The sequence below is a fragment of the Candidatus Poribacteria bacterium genome, assembly GCA_028820845.1.
Lineage (GTDB): Bacteria > Poribacteria > WGA-4E > WGA-4E > WGA-3G > WGA-3G.
Genome location: JAPPII010000088.1, coordinates 1 through 19352 on the forward strand (window position 1 = coordinate 1; position 19352 = coordinate 19352).

The following is a 19352-nucleotide window of genomic DNA, read 5'->3' on the forward strand; positions in this document are numbered from 1 at the left end:
AATTCAGCGTATTCCCAATCTTTTTGATCTGTGCGTTGCTTGGCAATTTCATACCATGCTTTATCGTAAGTCGTCAAAAAGATCTGGTGGTCTGGAAAGTAATCCTTTAGAATATTAAGGACAGGTAAGCGATTTGACATGTCTAAACCTATTAGCACGTCATCCAGCGCGAGAATCTTTAGATCGCTTTCCGGTTGCAAGAGAACTGACGACAGATAGATCGCAATCGCAATCGCAGACAACTTTGCTTCGTTTAGGAAACGGTGATGTGAAGGTATGTCCGTATCAAAGAATTCAACCTTTAAGAAAATCTCTCGGTTATCAAGCATTTTCTCATCTCGGTTGTATGTAACGCCCTGAAAATCTAAATCAAGCGTGACCTTATATCCAAACCTTCTAAGAATCTCCGACACCTTTGGGCGCAGTTCTGCTAATCTGTTGGTTAATTCGTCATTGAAAACACCTATCTGTCTTTCAAGAGCAGTAATTTGGGTTTTCGCGTTTCTGCGGGGAAATGGTGGCTGAATGGCACTCCAATCCTCAGCAAGGCTTCGCTCTCTCACCGGATTGATGGTGTTTGCCAGCAGCACTTCAACTAACAAATCGAACAAATTCACGGTATCGTTTTCACGATGGAGATAGTGTGTTTCTAACAGTGCTTTATAGTCAAGGAACCCCTTTACTTTTGAAGCCTCGGTAATCAACTCGTCATTTGTCTCACCTATAATACGCTGTGACCATTCATAGGTATTTTCCCTTGACCACTGGTCGGCGCGGAGAGAGAGTTTGATATGACCTGGGTCTTGAAGAAAGATATTTTGATGGTTTTCAAAGTCGGTGTCTTTGTCGTCCTCATCTACACCAGATTCAAGAAAATATTTTAGTGCCAGATACAGTGACGACTTTCCACTCCCATTTTCACCATAGACCAATAAATTCTTTCCTGATTTGTTCAGACCTATATGATAGGTACCACGGAACGCTCTGAAGTTTTTGATTTCAATGTTGGTAATTCTCACAATTTCCCCTGAATGACGCGAACAAGTTTTACACTGTCCAAAAAGAAAAGGTTACGCCGGATTGGATGCATCCTGTCATATAACACCTCAAAGATGTCCCGGAAAGCGGACATTTTATCATTCTGAATCTCCTCAATCGATGGCAACCCTTCGTCCAATAACGGTTGCAAGAAAACTTTATCGCTCTTATGAAGTTCCGCAGGTAGGTAAGCCTCATAAACCAATCCATCAATAACGCGCTCAAAGTATCCGAGCATTATGCGGTCGCGGGCATACTTCAAATCCTTGCTGTTTATCTCCGGTTGCTGCTGTAGATAGATCAGGTAATCAACGATTTTAGCGATGAGTGCTTTGTGGACTGGCGTTATATCGGGAATCGGAATCTGTTGGATATACCCACTACGCGCCCGAAGTGGATCAATCGTCAATTGGTTTGACACCTGCGAATAAAACCACTCGACAGTACGGGAATTGAGGAGACCGCAGAGCCACATTTCCTCAGTTGGGATGAGGTAGGCGGTTTTGCCGTAATAATAACCAGCGGTATCAACAGCGAAAGTCTGGTGGTTATAGGTGTCTGGACAGACCAGTTTCGGTTGTGCAAAACGGTCTGTATCACCGAGAGACACCGGCAGTTCATACCACCTCTGCTTGCCTTTTCGTTTGCTTAGAGTTTCTTGATATTTTTCCAAGTGTTTTAGGATTGCGGGATAGTCGTTTATTGCAATGCCACGGTGGGTAAAGATTAACCACTGCTGCGGTGTGTCAACATGCCAACGTCTGATATCCTGTCCGTGCAAAAACGGCTTCAAAATATCAGCAGATGAAGGGTCAGTAGCAATGAGTTTATCCCGCGTTGCTTTGTCTACAACGAACGCTTCAGTCGGTGCTGTGTTGATACCGAAAGAGGGTTTTGATTCGACGTACTCGCCTAAAGGCATACCAGCATTCCGAAGCTGCGAAAGCAAATTCACCACATTCGGAGATTCAAGTGGGTTACCATCGGCATCTAATAATTTTTGCGTCTTTGGATAACGATCCCGCCGGCGCTGCGTCAGCAAAAGCGCGAGGTTTTCTGGTAACCTAAAGTTTGCTCTCCGCTCAAACGTTTCAACATCTCTGTAAGAATTATGAAACGCAGCAATAATGTCCATACCCAGACCTTTGGCAGTTGTTAAGTCAACTTTTGCTTTGTTCCACTTTTGCAAGTGCAACCACACTATTCCACGATTGTAATAGGCTATATCATGATTTGGATTTAGTTCTATTGCTTTGGTATAGTTTTCTATGGCACGGGCAGCATCATCTTTTTCCCCATAGGCGACTCCACGGTTATTGTAAGCATTCGCAGAATTTGGATTTAGTTCTATTGCTTTGGTATGGTCTCTGATGGCACGGTCATAATCGTTCTTACTGATATAAACATTACCACGATTAATATAGGCACCATATAAATTCGGATTTAACTCTATCGCTTCGGTGTAATCTTCTATAGCACGGTCATAATCGCCTTTTTCGTAGTAAGTATTGCCGCGATCGTAATAAGTATTGGGCGCATCTGGATACAGTTCTATTGCTTTAGTATAGTCTTTTATAGCAAGCTCAACTTCACCTTTTTTGCTGTAAGCTGCCGCACGATTGTGATAAATTCGGGAAAATTCCAAATCCAGTTCTATCATCTTACGAACTTCCTGAATAGCAAGACCATAATCGCCTTTATTAGTGTAAACGATACGCTTATTGTAATTGATATTAGCATCATCAGGTCGTAGTTGTATAGTGATGTTATAGTCTTCTATAGCGTTATCAAATTTGCCTTTTTCAGTGTAAGCAACGCCGCGATTATTATAGGCATTTGCATTACAGGGTTTGTGGTCAATAGCATCGGAGTACGCCTTAATTGCCATATCCAATTGTCCGAGCATCATTAGGATGTTTCCGTGTTGAAACGCCAATTCCGAATGTAGTTCTTTTTCAGAAATCTTGGATGACGGATCTGCTTGAATCTGCATCCTTTCAACGACTTTTCGGATACCCTCCCTCACATTTTGCCAGCCCTCACTTTTATCTTCCCACTCGGTAATGGGGATGCCTCTGTCAGGGAAGGCTTGGAAATCATTCAGTTGATGCTTTAACCAATCGCAATGCTCAAGGATAATTGGAATAACCTGCATTTCTTGCTTTATTGCTTCTGCTAATTCCTTATTGCAGTTTTTAGAGGCAAGGCTTGCAGCAGAAACGAGATAGAGAAGCAGGTCCGAATCAGCAACCTTTTTGAGAATGTCTTCCTGAAGTGCTTTGTCACCCGGTGTGAACTGACCGTCATCCCAAGTCACTAACTGGTCTTGTTGTTCCATTACGGCAAGGCGTTTTCGTAATTCGTCCTTTGCTTCCATATCCTCGTGTGAATAGGTAATGAATCCCTTTAACGGCTTACTCATTTGTGTTTCTCCACAATCCCAATTTCCTTGAGGGTGAAACCTTTAATTTAATCTATTGCTTGAGGATAATGATAACACATCTGGTAAACAGATGTCAACCGAGGCATCGGAACGCCTTTTCCTACCGTCCAGTTGAAATAAAACAGTAAACTCGCTACAATACCAAAAGGTTCAATCTATCAATTTGCCTCGGAGAAAAAACAATGTCCCATTATCAATTCTTAATTTGGATGTGTATCCTTCTTATTACTATAGGGAATTCAACCATCGCAAGCGAGGAGGCGATGTCCCTGTTTGCACAAGGGATCACGGAATTAAACGCGGGAGAACTGGATGCTGCGCTTGAGACCTTCAAGCAGGTTACGACACTCGCGCCTGATTTCGCTGATGCACACTATCACCTCGGATTGGTTTACTACCAGAAGGCAGAATTCCGCAAAGCCATTGAAGCGTTTACCCGAACTTTAGAACTTCTGCCGCGCGACATAGATGCTCTCATCAAATTAGGATTGGCTTCCCACAAAACAGGCGATATCGATGTCGCCGATACCCGTGCGAAGCGTGCCTTCTATGAACAAGCAGTCGCAGCATATCAAACCGCTCTTGAAATTCGACCGCATAACGTAGAGGCACTCAACAATTTAGGACTGGCATATCAAGAATTAGGTCGGTTTGATGAGGCAATTGCGGTGTATGAGGAGGGATTGGCACTCAGTCCAGACCAACCCCAGCTCTATGCCAATCTCGCAACTGCGCGCGACTTACAGTCTGGCATTTATTCGCTCGCTGCGCATCGACACTATCAGGTAGGTGTACGTGCCAAGCGTGCAGGACGAATGGAGGCGGCAATAGCAGCTTGGAAGCAAGCTGTCGCCGAAAGCCCAAAGTATTTGAAAGCGTCCCTTCAGTTGGCTGATTTCTACTTTGAGAGCGGTGCATACGAGCAGGCAATCCAGACGTATCTTTCGGCAATTACGTTGGTATCCGAAAATCAGATTTCTCAGCCTGCGGGTACAGCGAACATTTTCTATAACCTCGGGAACAGTTATTTACGCGCACAGCAGTTGGAAGCAGCGATCTCTGCCTACCAACAAGCCGTAGATATGAATCCTGAGATGGTAAGTGCTTGGGCAAATATGGGGACTGCTTTACTTGAAATGGAATGGTTGGACGCTGCTATCGTGGCGTGTCAGTCGGCACTCCAGGCGCATACCACAGCTCTTTCCTTGGGCAAAGTTTCGGGTGTGTCAGCACCTGAATTAAGGCGTATTGAATTCATCCGCAAGACCGCTCAAGATATAAAAACCGGGGAATACACGATGCAGGCGTATCGCCTATGGAGACAGGGACTTTCTGCGGGAAACCGCGGAGATGCCCAGACGGCTCTTAAGTTATGGGAACAGGCAGTCACCCTGAGTCCTCGCTACGCAACGGCACACGAAAATTTAGCGTGGGGGTATTTCAATCTAAAACAGTTTGACGCTGCGATCCAAGCGGGGAAGACTGTTCAAACCCTTCGTCCGAGTCCACAGGTCGCGCAGTTAATCACATTTGCCAGCGAACTTAAAGCAGGAAAGTATCCATTGGCGGCTTATCAGCTCTGGGAACAGGGACGGCGCGCCGGGGCGGCAGGGAATCTGGAGGCAGCGGTTACGCTGCTCTTGCGAGCCATCGAAGCCGGTCCCGAATTTGCCGCGGCATACAATACATTGGCATGGCTCTATGCTGATAAATTGGGAACGAACTTAGCAGAAGCAGAAAAGTTAGCCAGGCGCGCCCTTGAACTCGACCCCGATGCAACGCATATTAATGATACACTCGGCTGGATACTGTATAAGCAGGGACGCTACGCTGAAGCCCTTACCGTCTTTAAGGAAGCACTCACTCACGCACCCAATAACGCTGAATACCTATATCACGGCAGTTTGGCTGCGGTGAAAAATGGGCAAACTTCTCAAGCATTGGAATATCTAACCCGAGCCATTGCCCTTGATGAACGTATTAGACAGAGAGTCGAAACCCAAAGCGAATTCGATGCCATCCGTTTTACACCAGCATTCCGCGCAATCGTCCGGTAGCGATAATACTCCAACGTGAATGCCGCACCTATTTCTCTTCACGCTCACTCTCTTTCCCTGTACTCCCGTTATTCTGCCAATCCTGTGCTTTTTCCTTGAGTTTCTCAATGTCCTCAGGATTTTTAATATCGACGATGTGTGGCGTTATGATGATGACAATTTCCGTATCTTCAATAGCCGTTTCTGTGTTTTTGAAGAGTCTACCGATTAAGGGGATGTCGCCTAAGATGGGGAGTTTGTTTTCGACCTCTTTCTGCTTCTTTCGGATGATACCCCCAACGACAAGCTGTTGACCGTCTTTAACATCGATATAGACGCTTATGGCGTTGTCATCGGTGATTGGTGCATTGAACTCGGTAAACTCAATGAAATTGCTGGCACTGATGTTTTCGATATCCAAACCGATTGTCCGTTTGCCACCTTCGGTGGCTTGCGATTTGGCGATGTAAGGTGTCAGTGAAATGTTAATACCCACCGGTGGATCGATGAAGTCGTAGTTAAAAAGCGGTTGTGAAACAGTCTCCCCCAAAATGCTGGTCGTATCGACGCTCTGAAGATATGGAATCCGGCGACCGCTACTCCACGTAGCGTTCCAAGAGTCTCGCGTGAGCAGTGAAGGTGTTGAAAGCGTTTGGACCTTGTTCTCACGTATCAGCGTGTGGAGCAGCGACATATATTCCTTCGTGGCTAAGCCGAGGTTGAACCCGGAAATTTCTTGTGTTAGTCCGAGTTGGCTCTCAAACTCGCCAATGAGTGGGTTGCCGGGGTTTGGGGTGATCCCGAAGATTCTGTTTTCTTGTGCCGTGAGTTCGATACCCAACTTGGTCGTCTCATCAAGTGTAACTTCCAGAATTTGGATGTCTATCCAGACCTGTCCGCGCACGAAATCTAATTTGTTAATGAGTGCCCTGACAGCGGCGAGGTATCGCTGCCGCGTTGTGACGATCAAGGAATTGGTATCCGGGTCAGCAAAGACTGTAACTTTTCCGCGTAGAGAGTTAATATCTTGTTGTTCTTGCCTGCCACCAGAAGCGAAGAAACGACTGAAGCTAAAACCGTCGCCGCCTTCCTCCCCCTCCCAGACCTGTTGAAGGACTTGCTGAAGCTGCTCAGCGTTGCCATACTCAAGTCGGATTGCCTCAGTAATTTCCTTTTGCCCCTCTGGTGTCTGGACATCCATGGAGTTAATAAACTCTGTGATGAGGTCAAAGTTGCGTTGCGTGGCGGTTGAGACAATAACGGCATTCAGCGTCGGATACGCTTCAGCAGTGACGTTACCCGCCAATGAACCTTGCGTCTGGTTGCGTTGGCGTTCAGCGAGGAAGAAGAAGAAGTTGCCGGTGTTTCCTGAGCTGCCTTGATACACATTATTGATGATGGCTGCAACGTTTTCCGCGTCGGCGTATTTGAGTTTATACATACGGGTGCCCCATTCCTGGTCCGGCATATTGACATCCAATTTTTTGATGAGTCCGTCAATCGTCTCGAAGTTCTGGGCACTCGTAGAGATAAGAATCGCATTGAGCCGTAAATCGGCAACGATGTGTACCTCGCCTTGCACGCCAAATCCGGTGCTCCCTTCGCTGAGTTCTCCTCGTCGCGCACGACGTTCCCGTTCCCACCAGGGGAGATTTCTATCAGAACCGGCACTGCCGCCTTCAAACAGGTCCTGTAGGCTTTGGACGAGGGTTTCGGCATCTGCGAACTGAAGGAAATAGAGCCTAATTTCTTCTTGCGTCTGTTCTTGATCGAGTTCGGCGATAACTTTTTCAATGATTGAAAAGTTCCGTGGATCAGAGGAGATAACAATGATGTTGAGTCGGTCGTTGTGGGAGACGTTGACGTTACCAACGATGCCTTGGGATTGATCGACGCCTCGTTCGCGTTGAAACTCTCTGAGTTTCGCGCGGTCCCAAGCGTCCATTCTACCTCGGTTTTGGTTACTCTCACCCGTGAGTACTTCTTGAAGGGTTTCGGCGACATCCTCAGCGGCTGCGTAATTGAGGCGGAAGGTACGTATCTGCGTTTGCAAACTCGGAGCGACATCCAGTTCCTTGACGATCTCTTGGAGGAAAACAAGATTTGCTTCAGAGGCTTTGAGGACGAGCGAATTAGAACTGGTTTCCGCAACAATCTTGATTGCGCCATCAAGCACTTCATAGCCGACCCCTTCGGCTTTCATTTCTGCTGCTGCGGTTTTTGCCTCTTCCGCGCTCATTCCCGGACCGCTGCCTCTTTGCTGTCGGTCCTCATCGCGCTCACCTTCTTGAAAGATGCTGGTGAGGGTCTGCGCTAAGGGACCGGCTTCAGCGTAAGCGAGCGGAATTATGAGAATCTTTAACGGAAAACGTTCCCCTTCGTCTGCGATTTGAAGGATAGCGACAATTCGGCGGATATTAGAAGCGACATCAGTGATGACGAGTGTGTTTGTTGCGGTATCTGCAAAGATGTTTGCTTGTTTGTTCAGAAGTGGTTTCAGGCGTTCTACCTGTTCCGAAGCGACGACTGTATTTAGTTGGATAATGTAGGTTTGAATTTCGTCGGTCATATCAACGAGATCAGGGTCTGGTGTAATATTGTTGACAGTTCCCTTTGTTACGATGGCGCGAGCGAAGGTTGTAACCAAGAGTGTATTATCAGTTTGGATAAGTGTGAGATCGTATTGGGTCAGAACAGTTTTAATTTTTTCGATGACCTCTTCGATGGTTACGTTTCTTAGGTTAATGATCGAGAATCTTTTATCTCGAATATCTTCTTCGCTGGCGATAATCGTGAGGTCAGTCTCTCGTGAGAGCCATTCAAATAAGCCTCTCAGTTCTTGGCCCGTAAAGTTAAAGTCAAAACGGATTGCCCGTCCTGCTTCATCTGTTTGGACGACGCGCATTGTTGGCTCCTGTTCTTGGGCATGCAACTCGGCGAGCCCCAGGATAAGCACGCCTAAACAGAGAAGTGAAGTCAATAAAAATTTTCGTACTTGCATAAATTCGATCCTTCATTAAAATATTCGAGCGATAAGGAATATATCTACATTCAAGTTCGCGCCAGCAGCCTCCAGATTCCTGCCTCGCCTTGCTGCTGGACCCGATTCAGCCTGCTTATCAGCAGAGATTCGCAAATCACGTACTATCAGCCACTTGGCACCTGTTTCAATGAGATGGTTTAAGTTTACGAGTTTTTCGAGATCTGTTTTGAACTTCATTTCAACCGTGTACACTTCTGTCTGGTAGGTCGCAGGTGCTAAAGCGAGTTGATTGACAAGCGTCTCTTGCTGTTCTTGAATCTTTTCAATGTATGTGACGAGGGCAGATTGAAGTTCGCCTCTGTCTAAGGGTGCCTCGATGTATGTTGCATCTAACACGTGCGTTAAAAAATTTAAAAGCGTGCTGTTTTTTCGCAATCGGGTTTCGACGGTGGCAGGCTTTGTCCCGATACCGAAGATACCTGACGTGCGAGGCGTTGTAACTTTCTGAATTTGTGCTGCAAGGAAACCTTGTCTGAAGTCTGTTGCGCCGCGTAACTGCTGCATCGTCATCGTTTTGATGAACGCCGCAAGTTTGGTGCGCAGCGAAAGCGGTATCGCGTCTGGAAGCGAGATGAATTGGATTTCTGCCTTTGGCTCTCGAAAACTCTCAGCGTGTGGCGATTGCGTTTTATTCTTTGACACGGACGGCTCTTTACCGACTGCTGACTGCTGGCTGCTGGCTTCCGTTTCATCGGTATCGGCACTTGAGAGCCATGCATCCATCAGAAAGTTGAAGGTATCTGCTTCTGTTTCCGCTTCAATAATTTCTGTAAGCTCTCTTTCTTCTGTCTCTATATGTTTGAAGTAGAGATAGCGGACGAGATTTTCCCGTGTTTGCAGTGTCAGTTTGTGTGTGTGTTTAGCAGTTACCGGTTTCGTCAGGAGTTGATAATTTTGTTGAATACCCGCCCGCCTAACGAGCGCATCAATGCGTGCGCGAATGACGGTTTCCGGCGATTCTGTGTCAAAGAGCGTGGCTGTGCCTTGCGTGCGCGGGTTGACTTGTGGATTTGCTGCCAGTGCTAACCCAGTCGCCTTGTAAATTTCAAATTCGACGGGTTTGAGAACTTCTGCAGCGTAAACTAAATCTTCAGTTTTTGACAACTGTTCTTGCTTCGCTTTGGTGCCTTGATTTGAAAATAAACGATAGAAGATAGGAGCCCCTTGTAAAATAACGACAATTAGAAACAGACACCCTAAAATGCCGAGTAAAATTTTGCTGCGAGGCGTTAATTCGAGATTCAATTCCATGTATCTGTCCTTTATAAATGCGTGCGTTTATCGGTACCAGCGAAATCTATTGTTTTATTTTTCTTTTTCATTTTTGGGCTTTTCAAGGGTTTCCAATGCAGGCGGGGCGATGTCGGGTTCAGCATCCATCGTTGTCTCACGGATGGGTAGTTCGGGCATCGGGTAGCGTTCTTTAGCGAATGCTCGGACAGCAGATGCTGTCAGATTCGCGCGTACCTGCACTTGGAAAATCTGTTTTCTGTTTTGGGTTGTTGCTGTAACTTCACCGGCTTGAACGTTGGTGAACACATCAGAACGATTGAGCGCACGCAAGAGAGCATTGATCGCATTATGCGAGGCACTCTCCAAATTGAACGTAATGCGTGCTGTCTCAGGCGTGTGAAGATTCGTAATATTGAAGTTCGTCCAAGCGACCTGTGCCCTATCCTTGAACATCGCGCTGAGGGCGTGTAGAATATCGAGTGGCGAGATGTGATGTGTTAGCATCTCCGTAATTGCCAATTCTCGTCCGAGTTGCGCCTTGGCTAATGCCATAGGTTGTGCATAGTGTGAGAGTTGTGTGTCGAGTGCTTGGTGTCGATGCTGCTGTGCACGTTGGAGTGTATATCCTCCAAAGAGCATGCCACCAATCACGAGAACGCCTAACCCAGCGGCAGCGAAGAGTTGACGTTGGCGTGTGGCTTGGGTCAGCGTTTCAACGGTTTCTTGCGGTAGCAGTGATACTTTTGTTGCAGGATTCACGGCATTAAGCGCGACCCCCAAGGGTACGGCGAACGTGTCGCCCCATTCGTCAAGGACGGTTTTCGCTTCTGCACTTACGAGGTTTGTGTCAATACCTCCGGACTGTTCGAGCGCGTGGAGCGGGTTCCAGAGTTGTGTTCTGATGTTGAGAGCAGTTTCACAAGCAGTCGTTAGTTCTCGAATGCGCGCCCCGCTGCCACACAGATAGAGTTCAGTTTCGGTTTCCGATGGCGTGAGGTCTCCAGCATTTTCCGCTATGTCAAGGTTGTTGGTGTTGTCGTATGTTTTGGCTGCAGCAATTGAGCGCTGCAGTTCTCCAACGAATTGCGTCATCCATCTGGATACAGGTGCTTCGCGGTTCGAGATTCGCGATTCGCGGTTCTCAGATAAATGCTTTTCCCCGAGTCGGAAACTCCGTGAGAACCGAAGCACACCGTTTTTCATGAAACAGAAATCTGTCTGTTCAGCACCGATGTCAACGATGAATGTAGGTTCAGTGCATCCACTCTTTGCCGCGACTTCAGCAATCGCTATCGTTGAAGGTATGACCGCAGAAGCCGTTACGCCAATCTGTTCGAGTCGGTCAAGATAATCTGTAACCGTTGAACGTCTCGTCGATATTAACTCTACCGACATCGCCTCTGCGGTTCGCTGAACGTCGTGGTAGGTAAAAATCGCTTCCTCAATCCGAAACGGGAGTTCTGTTTCTGCTGAGATGGCGACAATATTGGCGAGTTGGTCATCTGTTGCAACGGGTAGATTCGCTAAGCGTTTCGTGCTCACTAAGAATCGTGGAAGCGCGAGTGCAATCTCCGTCGTATTTCTGCTGAATAACGAAAGTAGGTTGCGTCGCGTCGGTGTATTGCCTAACGCAGCCCAGAGACGCGCGACGGGTTCAACAACTTGATGCTGCTCTGTCGCGTCTGGGTACGTCACAACGTTTGCATTGATGAGATGCACGCCTGTAGACGATAGTTCGAGTTGAACCATTTTTGCTGTGTTTGTGCCGATATCTATCGCCACGACTCGATTTTTTGCCATTTTTTATTTTTTTAGCTATCTGCTTCTGAGCTAAAGAAACACCCAAGCAAAAACCCCTCCACTTCGTTTCGGGCAGGTCTTTGGTAAGGTTAGCAACTCCTCATAACCTAACGCAGGTTTTCTACTTGGAAGGAAACCACTGTGAAACGAAGTGGAACAGTGACCATATTTAATAGTTTAAAAACCAATGTTGAAGTTGAATCTCATTGCCCGTTCGGTCAATAATCCCGATACATGTTGAGATAATTTTGTCTGCCCTGTCAACGCCATTTGCTTCAATTCGGTATCCGTGGGAGCGAAAGGTTACCCAATCGACAACCTGATGGAACGTTTCAAAATCGATTTCTTCTAACTGCGAAAGTTGTGCGGTGTTGGTAAACGGATTTCCTGTTATCTCTTCATCGGTAAAGTTCTGTATCTGCGAAGTGTCTGGCGCGTCTTCTTCCCGGCGTTCGACAATCGCTAACGCCTTTTCTGGATCCATTCCGGGTAGCAGTGCCAGAATCTCCGGTGGTGCTGTATTTATATTTATAAGCCCGCTGCGGGTCTCTCCATCTTTTAGTGTTATTTTATCAACAATACCGATAAAATCTTGCGGTGTTAACATTTTGACATCTTTAATGGCATCAATGTTCTGAAAAAGTCCTTGCGTGTCGCGATGATTGACAATCCGTTCAGCAATCCCTTGATCAATACCCGGTAGTGATTCAAAGGTTTCAACATCGGCAGTATTAATATTGACCTGTCCATCATTTTCGCCTTGTTGCGGTGTGCCTTGTCCTTGTGGACGGTTGTTTTCCTCTTCTTCATTTGTGTTCTCATTCGTTTCTTCAGTTGTCAGTCGGTCTTGGATGTTGTTAAAAATTTCGTCGGAAACGGCTTGTACGTCTACGAGCGCAGCGAGGCTATCAAACTCGCGTTGCTGAATAAGTGATTCCGCCGCACCTTGTGTGAAAACAGGTTGGTTTTGTTGTCCGTTAATTTGTGTCAGTTCGTCTGCCTCAGCAGTGTTGAGATTAACCAACGGTTCCCCGTCTGGATTTGTGCTTGTGTCGATTGAATAGATGGTCGCTAAATCGACGAGTCCAGGTTGTGTATTCGTTATTGATGGGGTGTTGTAGAAGTTAGAAACGTTCTCGCCTGCCACGGACGGGTTCCTGACCGCTGACTGCTGACCGCTGGCTGCCATCTGACCGTAGAGAAGTTCAGATGTCATACCTTCAACGCGGGCGAGATCACGAACCGTCCGGTAAGGCTGGCCTTCTACGATTTTGTTGGCAAGTTCTTCAGTCAGTGCGTCATCTGGATTTGCTCCCACTTGTGCGAGCAAATTGCTGATAAGCCCCTGATCAGCAGCATTTACATTCACTTTTGACGCTTCGTCCGTGATTGTCACACGATAGTTTAAGAAATTGCCGACTTGTACACCGTCTTCCACCTGTCCTATAATCGGTGCTGCCCAACTTTCGCCGAGTGAATCGAAGGGGGTCTGATCGTCACGCATGCGCGCCACCGTCCATTCAAACCCGGCTTTCGCGGCGTAATGGAACTTCGCTCTATCCAAGAAATTCCGCTGCGTTCGTTGTTCTATGTGGATTGAATAGAGCAACTGCGTCGCCAGAATTGAGAGGATCGTCAGTATCCAAAGGGTTGAGACGAGCGATAATCCACGCTGCGCCTTGCAGAACATACAAGAAACCTGCTTTACAAACTGCTGCATCTGTCCATGTTTCCTAACGCGCACCCCCTGCGATAGCACCTGCAGGTAGGTATACCATTGTTGATTGTGTCATACTGTTTGGTTGTGAGATGGATTGATTCTGGCCCCCAAGTTGGGTCGTATCCATACTTATTGTCTGCTGTGGCTCGCCTTGAACTGTTATGAGTATCTGAACAGCACCTGGTATGCTTTCGGCATCATCCCATGAAGTGTTCCAATTCTCTGTCTCTCCATCAAAATACTTCAGATCGAAGCTGACAAGCCCAGCCACAAGCGTCGCCATATCGACATAGATAGGATAGCCGTTTTCGTCTGTTTGTGGCACCTCACCACTTTGTAACAGGGTACCGATAACGGATTCAGGATCCAGGGTTGTCGTTGCAACCCGAAAGAGGGCGTACTCACCCATTTCTTCATTGCTTGTGTCGCTTGTGATTCCGCCTTGGAAACCTCCTGAACTCAGTACGGATTCACCCGGTGGCAGTTCAGGTCCGACGAAGTAAGCGACACGTTGCACGTCGCTTAACAACGGTATTGGAACTTGGGCGGTGTTCTGTGCCTGAAAACGCTCAAGCTGCGCCAGAAACGGATCCGGGTCTGTTTTTACCAGTGTGACGAAACTGAGCATGTCTCTATCGCCAAACTGACTCGGTCCGTCTTGTGTATAAAGCGCGAGTTCTGGTTCCTCAACCGAGACTTGCATGTTATGCAGATCCGTTACAAGCCGATCCATAGCCACCCGACATCTTTGTGCCGCTAATATCCTTGCCTCCGTTCTATGGTAGGCATCTACGGCTGTCTTGAAAGCGAAATACGCTGAGCCACCAATAATGACAAGAATACTGACCGCCATAAGCATTTCGATGAGGGTCAACCCACTTTCAGTTGTGATGTGCGTTAGTTTTTTTTTCATTATTCGCTATTGCCCCTGCGGCATTTGTCGGTCTGCCATGAAGGTGCTCATAGACATGGAGCGTTCTCTATTTTTATGTTGCCATCTGACGGTTACCGTAACCTGTCGGATGTTTTCAACCTCTTCAGACTCAATATCTTCGACGACAGAACGCCAAAGATAGCGCGTGTTTTCACCAAATTCGCCCGACTCCTGTCCGACATCCGGGTAGCCCTCCATTTCAATCTCCGCCATCCGAAACTTAAGCAGGTAGAGCGCGGTCGTACTGTTGTCTGACAGTGCTTGGTTACGTGTAGCAGTGGTGAACGCCTGCAAAAGTGCTGGGATCGCAGCTGCCAAAATTGTTAACGTTACAAGTATCTCGACAAGCGTAAAACCGTCTTTTTCTCTTTCTCTTGAATATTTTATTAGAGATTTCATTGTTTCCTGCGGTTTGCTATTCGCGGTTCGCTATTTGCTAATTTTCAGGCGTAAATCCTAACATTTCAATCTCTGCGGGGACAAGTTGTCGGGCGCGAACGCGTCCACTCGCCGCTTCGACGGTAACAGACATTATCTGGTTGCGTGAGTTTCGGAGGTACACAAGTGTCTCCTCGGATGTGGCGTTAGGTGAGAAGTAGATGTACGCTACGCCTGAATCGGCTTGAACGGCTCTTCCGTTGTAGTTAGTTATCATTGCAGCTAAGGTTACATTCTGTTCCACCGAGTGAGGCACACCGAGGATACCGCTGGTACGGGACAAAGGATTCTGTTGAGAGGCATTTGTAGTTGTAGGCGTTGTAGTAGTGCTGACGTTTGTGTTGTTCTGGATGGCGGCTAAGGCTGTAGAGTTTTGGGCAGTGAGGGCTGACCTGAGCGGGTTGCTCGGGTTAAACGTTTCGCTGGAGGCGAGCCAATACCGATCATTATCGAGGTCAAAGACCACAAGGTAGGTTGTCCGATCTGTTATCGCCATGTCTCGTGCGAATGTGAGTAGGCTTCGGAGCGTCGCGGCGGACGCTTTTAGCCTGCGTGTCGCTGCAAACCCTTTCAGCGCAGGCATTGAGATTGCCGAGAGGATGCCGATGAGCGTCAAAACGAGCAGTAACTCCGTGATTGTAAACCCCGTATTTTTTAAGGGCATGCCTCGATTCCCCACAGACCGTTGTTGGTGCTTGGAAGGATAAAAGCGGCGGTCGCCTTCTTCCAACCTTCCATTTTTCCGTCCAACTGTCCGGGGTTTTTCTTGCTGCTGGCTGCTGGTTGCCGGCTGATAGCGATCCCGCACTGCTTTAGTAGACTCCTGTTGTTTCGTCAACCCAATTCGTTATGTCGGCATCCAGCTCCGTTCCGCCTTCTTTCCCATCTTTCCCCATGGAATAGAGATCGTAGTCATAGCCGTAATGGCTGCTGGGTTGGCGATAAACGTAAGGATTGTCCCATGGATCCATGAAGCTTGGACTATCTACATAGGGACCACCCCAGTTCGGCGGTGCTGGACTTGGGGCGCGCCACAAGGCACTCAGTCCTTGTTCGGTGGTTGGGTATTCACCTGTTGTTATTGCGTATTGCTCTAATGCGGTTTTAATGCTATTAATTTCTGTTTGTGCCTTGGCAACTTTCGCCTGCTGCGGTGCGTTTATAACGCGAGGCGCGATGAAGGCTGCGAGGATACCTAAGATGACGATTACTATTGTCAGTTCAATTAGGGTTAATCCGGATTCATCGGACTTTAGCGACCTATACATTTTCTGTTTCTCCTGTATTGGCAATTAGCCATTCGTTATTCGCGAGCTGCGAGCTGCTATTCACTAATTGCTAAGCAATTGATTCGCTTCAAAGATTGGCAGGATCATCGCAACAGCGATAAACCCTATAATGATACCCATGAATAAAATAACAAGCGGACCGATGGAACTCGTTAAACGTTCAAGACTCTTTTTTATTTCTAAATCGTAGTATTCAGAGAGTTTGCTGAGCATGTGAACAGGTTCACCGGATTCTTCACCGACAGCGACCATGTGTGTGACGAATTCGGGGAAATCTTTGCTGCTACCGAGTTCACGCGAGAGCGTTGAGCCTTGTTCAACTTCTACTTCTGCTGCTGCAATAACGTTGCTGTATACCTTGTTTCCTATAGTGTCTTTGACGACTTGGAGCGCAGGGAGCATCCGTACGCCGTTTTCTAAAAGCGTCGCCATCGTCCGTGTGAAACGGACAATCGCAAACGTGCTAAATATCGGACCGATGAGGGGCAGTTTGAGTTTCAACCTGTCAAACCAGATTTGACCGGTTTCCCGCTGTAGATATTGTCTTAACCCGGCGCCACCGATAATAACAATCAGAAGTCCTATCCACCAATAACTTTGAAAAGTAGCCGTTACGCTAATGAGTATCTGGGTTGGCAGCGGCAAGGCGACTCCCAAATCGTTGAACATCGCGGTAAATTGTGGTATCACAAAGATCATGAGGACTATAACAGCAGTGACGCTAAGCGTCAATAAGATGACGGGATAAAAGAGTGCTGAAACAACATCGTTTTTCAGGAGTCTCTGTCGTTCTGCGAATTCTGCGAGGCGTTCTAAGACTAAGCCGAGGACACCGCCGCTCTCGCCAGCGCGGACCATGTTGATGTATAGGTTTGAAAATGCTTTTGGGTGTTGGCTGAGGGCATCATGGAAGGTCGCACCGTGTTCAACATCGTATTTGACTTGCGAAACGATGCGATGGAGCGCAGGACTCTCGATTTGTCCGAGGGTAACCTCTAAGGCGCGTGGCAGTGGAACGTGTGCGTTTACCAACGTCGCCAGTTGATAAGTGAAGAATTCAACCTCCGCCGCTTTCACACCGCGACGACCGATTTGAAGCCAACGACGTATATCGGTGGGCGTTGTGTCCTCTGTCTCCTCAACGATATTCGTAGGCCAATAACCCATCTGTCGCAATCGAGAGATCAGTTCGGCTTTAGATTCGGCTTCCAGCGTATTATTAACGGTACCACCGCTATGCGTGAGGGCTTCATATCGGAATGTCGGCACACTTAACCTCCGCACTATCATTTCGGGCTATAGGATTGTCCTAAAGACGCTTCAGCCTTAAAACGGCGTGGGGGTCTCTACACAACTTCTCCGAAATCGAATTCATCTTCTTGTGTTAACCGGATGACTTCTTCAACAGTTGTCAAACCCGCAGCGACTTTGCGCCAACCGTCTTCCCGCAAACTTTTCATTCCTAATTGAATAGCAAGTCGACGGATTTCGCTTGTTGATGCCTGTTTGAGTGCCATCGCGCGGATTTCTTCAGTCATGAATAGAACTTCAAAGATGCCGATTCTACCTCTGTAACCGCGGCCTCGACATTCCTTACAGCCGACGGCTCTCGGAATCTTCAGATCGTACGGCATCGGAGACGTGCCACCGTTTCCCATGATGCCCTCCAATTCGTGCATTTCGGGTGAATACATCTCGCAACACGCCTTGCAAACGCGTCGAGCCAGTCTTTGCGCAATAATCCCTTCTACCGTGGAAGCGACGAGATACGGTTCTACATTCATATCAACAAGCCTTGTAATGGCTCCAGGGGCGTCGTTTGTATGGAGCGTGCTGAAGACAAGGTGCCCTGTCAGCGAGGTATGAATCGCCATTTCTGCGGTTTCGTAGTCCCGAATCTCACCGACCAGGACCTTATCTGGGTCCTGACGTAAAATGTGACGCAGCCCATCGGCGAAAGTAAAGTCGATATCTGGATTAACTTGGATTTGGTTGATACCCTCTAATTCATATTCAACAGGATCTTCAAGGGTGATGATTTTTACATCAGGCGAGTTTATCTCTTTCAGACAGGCGTAAAGTGATGTCGTTTTGCCACTACCGGTGGGACCCGTGGCAAGGATGATACCGTGCGGTTTGCGAATCATGCGGTGGAAAAGTTCGAGGTTATCCGCGGTCAAGCCGAGTTCTTCGAGTCCGAATTCGATGGACTGACGGTCAAGGATACGGAGGACAACGCTTTCGCCATGCAGTGTGGCAACGGTTGGAACGGTAGAGACACGAAGATCTATTTGCCGGTTACCAACGCTACCAATCTGTCGACTGATTTTGCCATCTTGCGGCCGCCTACGCTCCGCAACATCCATACCCGCCATAATTTTGATACGAGAGGTAATCGCTGACTGGAGATAGGCAGGTGGTTGCGGTTGATCTTCCAGCACACCGTCAACGCGAAACCGAATTTTCAATTGCGTTGGATAAGGTTCGATGTGGATATCGCTTGCCCCCATCCGAACAGCATCAATGATCATCTGGTCAACGGCATGTATGACGGTCGGATCTTGGCTGAGATCCTTTTCGTCAATACCGAAGTCCTCAATCGTTTCGCGTTCAAGGGTGGTGGCTGCACCAACAGGACCCTTAATCCCGGTGCTTAGGAGACTCTCTGCTGTGCGTCCGTAGAGACGGACAATTGCTTCATCAATGTCTGTTTCATCAGCGAGAACGGGGATAATCTGGCAGCTTGTGATGAGTTGGAGTTCGTCGATGAGCACGATGTTTAGGGCATCTGACATGGCGACCGTGAGTGTGTCATCCACTAACTCAATAGGCACAATTTTATTTCGGTATGCGAACCCAGGGGACACTTTCTCAAGGACGGCGGGTTCAGGAAAGATGTCTTCCAATTGCGTAAAGGGCGTTCCGTATTCGAGGCTCTTTGTAGCGAGCGCGAGAACATTGGACGGCACACCGTGCTTGGAAAGCACAGCCGTTTCGGAGGCACCTGTTTGTTGGATTTCTTCGACAATATCTTTATAGGCTTCTTCAGAGATAGCAGAGGCCTGTCGCACGACCTCAACAAGCGAGGATGTAGTATTCAGTGTCTGTTGCATGGTGTGAACGCTCTGAGACCCATACCCCTGACAAGAGCGATCTCCATATTTTGTTTTGTGTTTTTGCTAATGTATTTGATGGTCGCCGCGTTTTATGATTAAGACGTAGGAATTGTGGATAAGTTTAAAACGTGTGTGAAATAAAAACGCAATAAGTAGTTTTGGACACACGAAAAGTGCGGTGGACCTTGATAAATAAAGGGTTTATGACACTTTTTTGCTTGACATACTTCACAGATTTATGGTATAATAATCGTAATGAAAT

Annotated in this window: 13 protein-coding genes; 1 reads left to right on the top strand and 12 read right to left on the bottom strand. The window is 47.5% G+C overall.

Annotated elements, in window-relative coordinates:
• Both OXN25_16705 and OXN25_16710 read right to left on the bottom strand, forming a co-directional pair.
• A partial coding sequence (locus OXN25_16705; protein ID MDE0426493.1) for an AAA family ATPase occupies window positions 1-1019 on the bottom strand: 1019 nt, incomplete at its 3' end.
• Complete coding sequence (locus tag OXN25_16710; protein MDE0426494.1) at window positions 1016-3460, bottom strand: tetratricopeptide repeat protein; 2445 nt, start codon at window positions 3458-3460, stop codon at window positions 1016-1018. The genes OXN25_16705 and OXN25_16710, both read right to left, overlap by 4 nt.
• Window positions 3461-3663: 203 nt before the next feature.
• Between OXN25_16710 and OXN25_16715 the strand changes: the two genes are divergently transcribed.
• Window positions 3664-5538 carry a tetratricopeptide repeat protein gene (locus OXN25_16715; GenBank protein ID MDE0426495.1) on the top strand — a complete coding sequence of 625 codons (1875 nt, stop codon included), beginning with the start codon at window positions 3664-3666 and terminating at the stop codon, window positions 5536-5538.
• Window positions 5539-5566: 28 nt separating this feature from the next.
• Here OXN25_16715 and OXN25_16720 read toward each other — a convergent pair whose 3' ends face one another.
• The 10 genes from OXN25_16720 to OXN25_16765 form a co-directional block, all read right to left on the bottom strand.
• Complete coding sequence (locus tag OXN25_16720; protein ID MDE0426496.1) at window positions 5567-8518, bottom strand: hypothetical protein; 2952 nt, start codon at window positions 8516-8518, stop codon at window positions 5567-5569.
• A 15-nt stretch (window positions 8519-8533) separates the two neighbouring features.
• Window positions 8534-9811, bottom strand: a complete 1278-nt coding sequence (locus OXN25_16725; GenBank protein MDE0426497.1) for a hypothetical protein — start codon at window positions 9809-9811, stop codon at window positions 8534-8536.
• Between the two features lie 54 nt (window positions 9812-9865).
• Window positions 9866-11593, bottom strand: coding sequence for a pilus assembly protein PilM (pilM, locus tag OXN25_16730; protein MDE0426498.1), 1728 nt, complete (start codon window positions 11591-11593; stop codon window positions 9866-9868).
• Between the two features lie 169 nt (window positions 11594-11762).
• Window positions 11763-13313: a helix-hairpin-helix domain-containing protein gene (locus OXN25_16735; protein ID MDE0426499.1), complete on the bottom strand. Its 1551-nt coding sequence runs from the start codon at window positions 13311-13313 to the stop codon at window positions 11763-11765.
• 13 nt (window positions 13314-13326) lie between these two features.
• Window positions 13327-14226, bottom strand: a complete 900-nt coding sequence (locus OXN25_16740; protein ID MDE0426500.1) for a prepilin-type N-terminal cleavage/methylation domain-containing protein — start codon at window positions 14224-14226, stop codon at window positions 13327-13329.
• 6 nt (window positions 14227-14232) lie between these two features.
• Window positions 14233-14646, bottom strand: a complete 414-nt coding sequence (gspI, locus tag OXN25_16745) for a type II secretion system minor pseudopilin GspI (GenBank protein MDE0426501.1) — start codon at window positions 14644-14646, stop codon at window positions 14233-14235.
• Window positions 14647-14683: 37 nt separating this feature from the next.
• Window positions 14684-15493 carry a prepilin-type N-terminal cleavage/methylation domain-containing protein gene (locus OXN25_16750; GenBank protein ID MDE0426502.1) on the bottom strand — a complete coding sequence of 270 codons (810 nt, stop codon included), beginning with the start codon at window positions 15491-15493 and terminating at the stop codon, window positions 14684-14686.
• Between the two features lie 4 nt (window positions 15494-15497).
• Entirely contained in the window at window positions 15498-15953 is a 456-nt protein-coding gene (gene gspG, locus OXN25_16755) for a type II secretion system major pseudopilin GspG (protein ID MDE0426503.1), read from the bottom strand.
• 63 nt (window positions 15954-16016) lie between these two features.
• Window positions 16017-17243, bottom strand: coding sequence for a type II secretion system F family protein (locus OXN25_16760; protein MDE0426504.1), 1227 nt, complete (start codon window positions 17241-17243; stop codon window positions 16017-16019).
• 77 nt (window positions 17244-17320) lie between these two features.
• Complete coding sequence (locus OXN25_16765; protein MDE0426505.1) at window positions 17321-19087, bottom strand: GspE/PulE family protein; 1767 nt, start codon at window positions 19085-19087, stop codon at window positions 17321-17323.
• Between the last annotated feature and the right edge of the window lie 265 nt (window positions 19088-19352).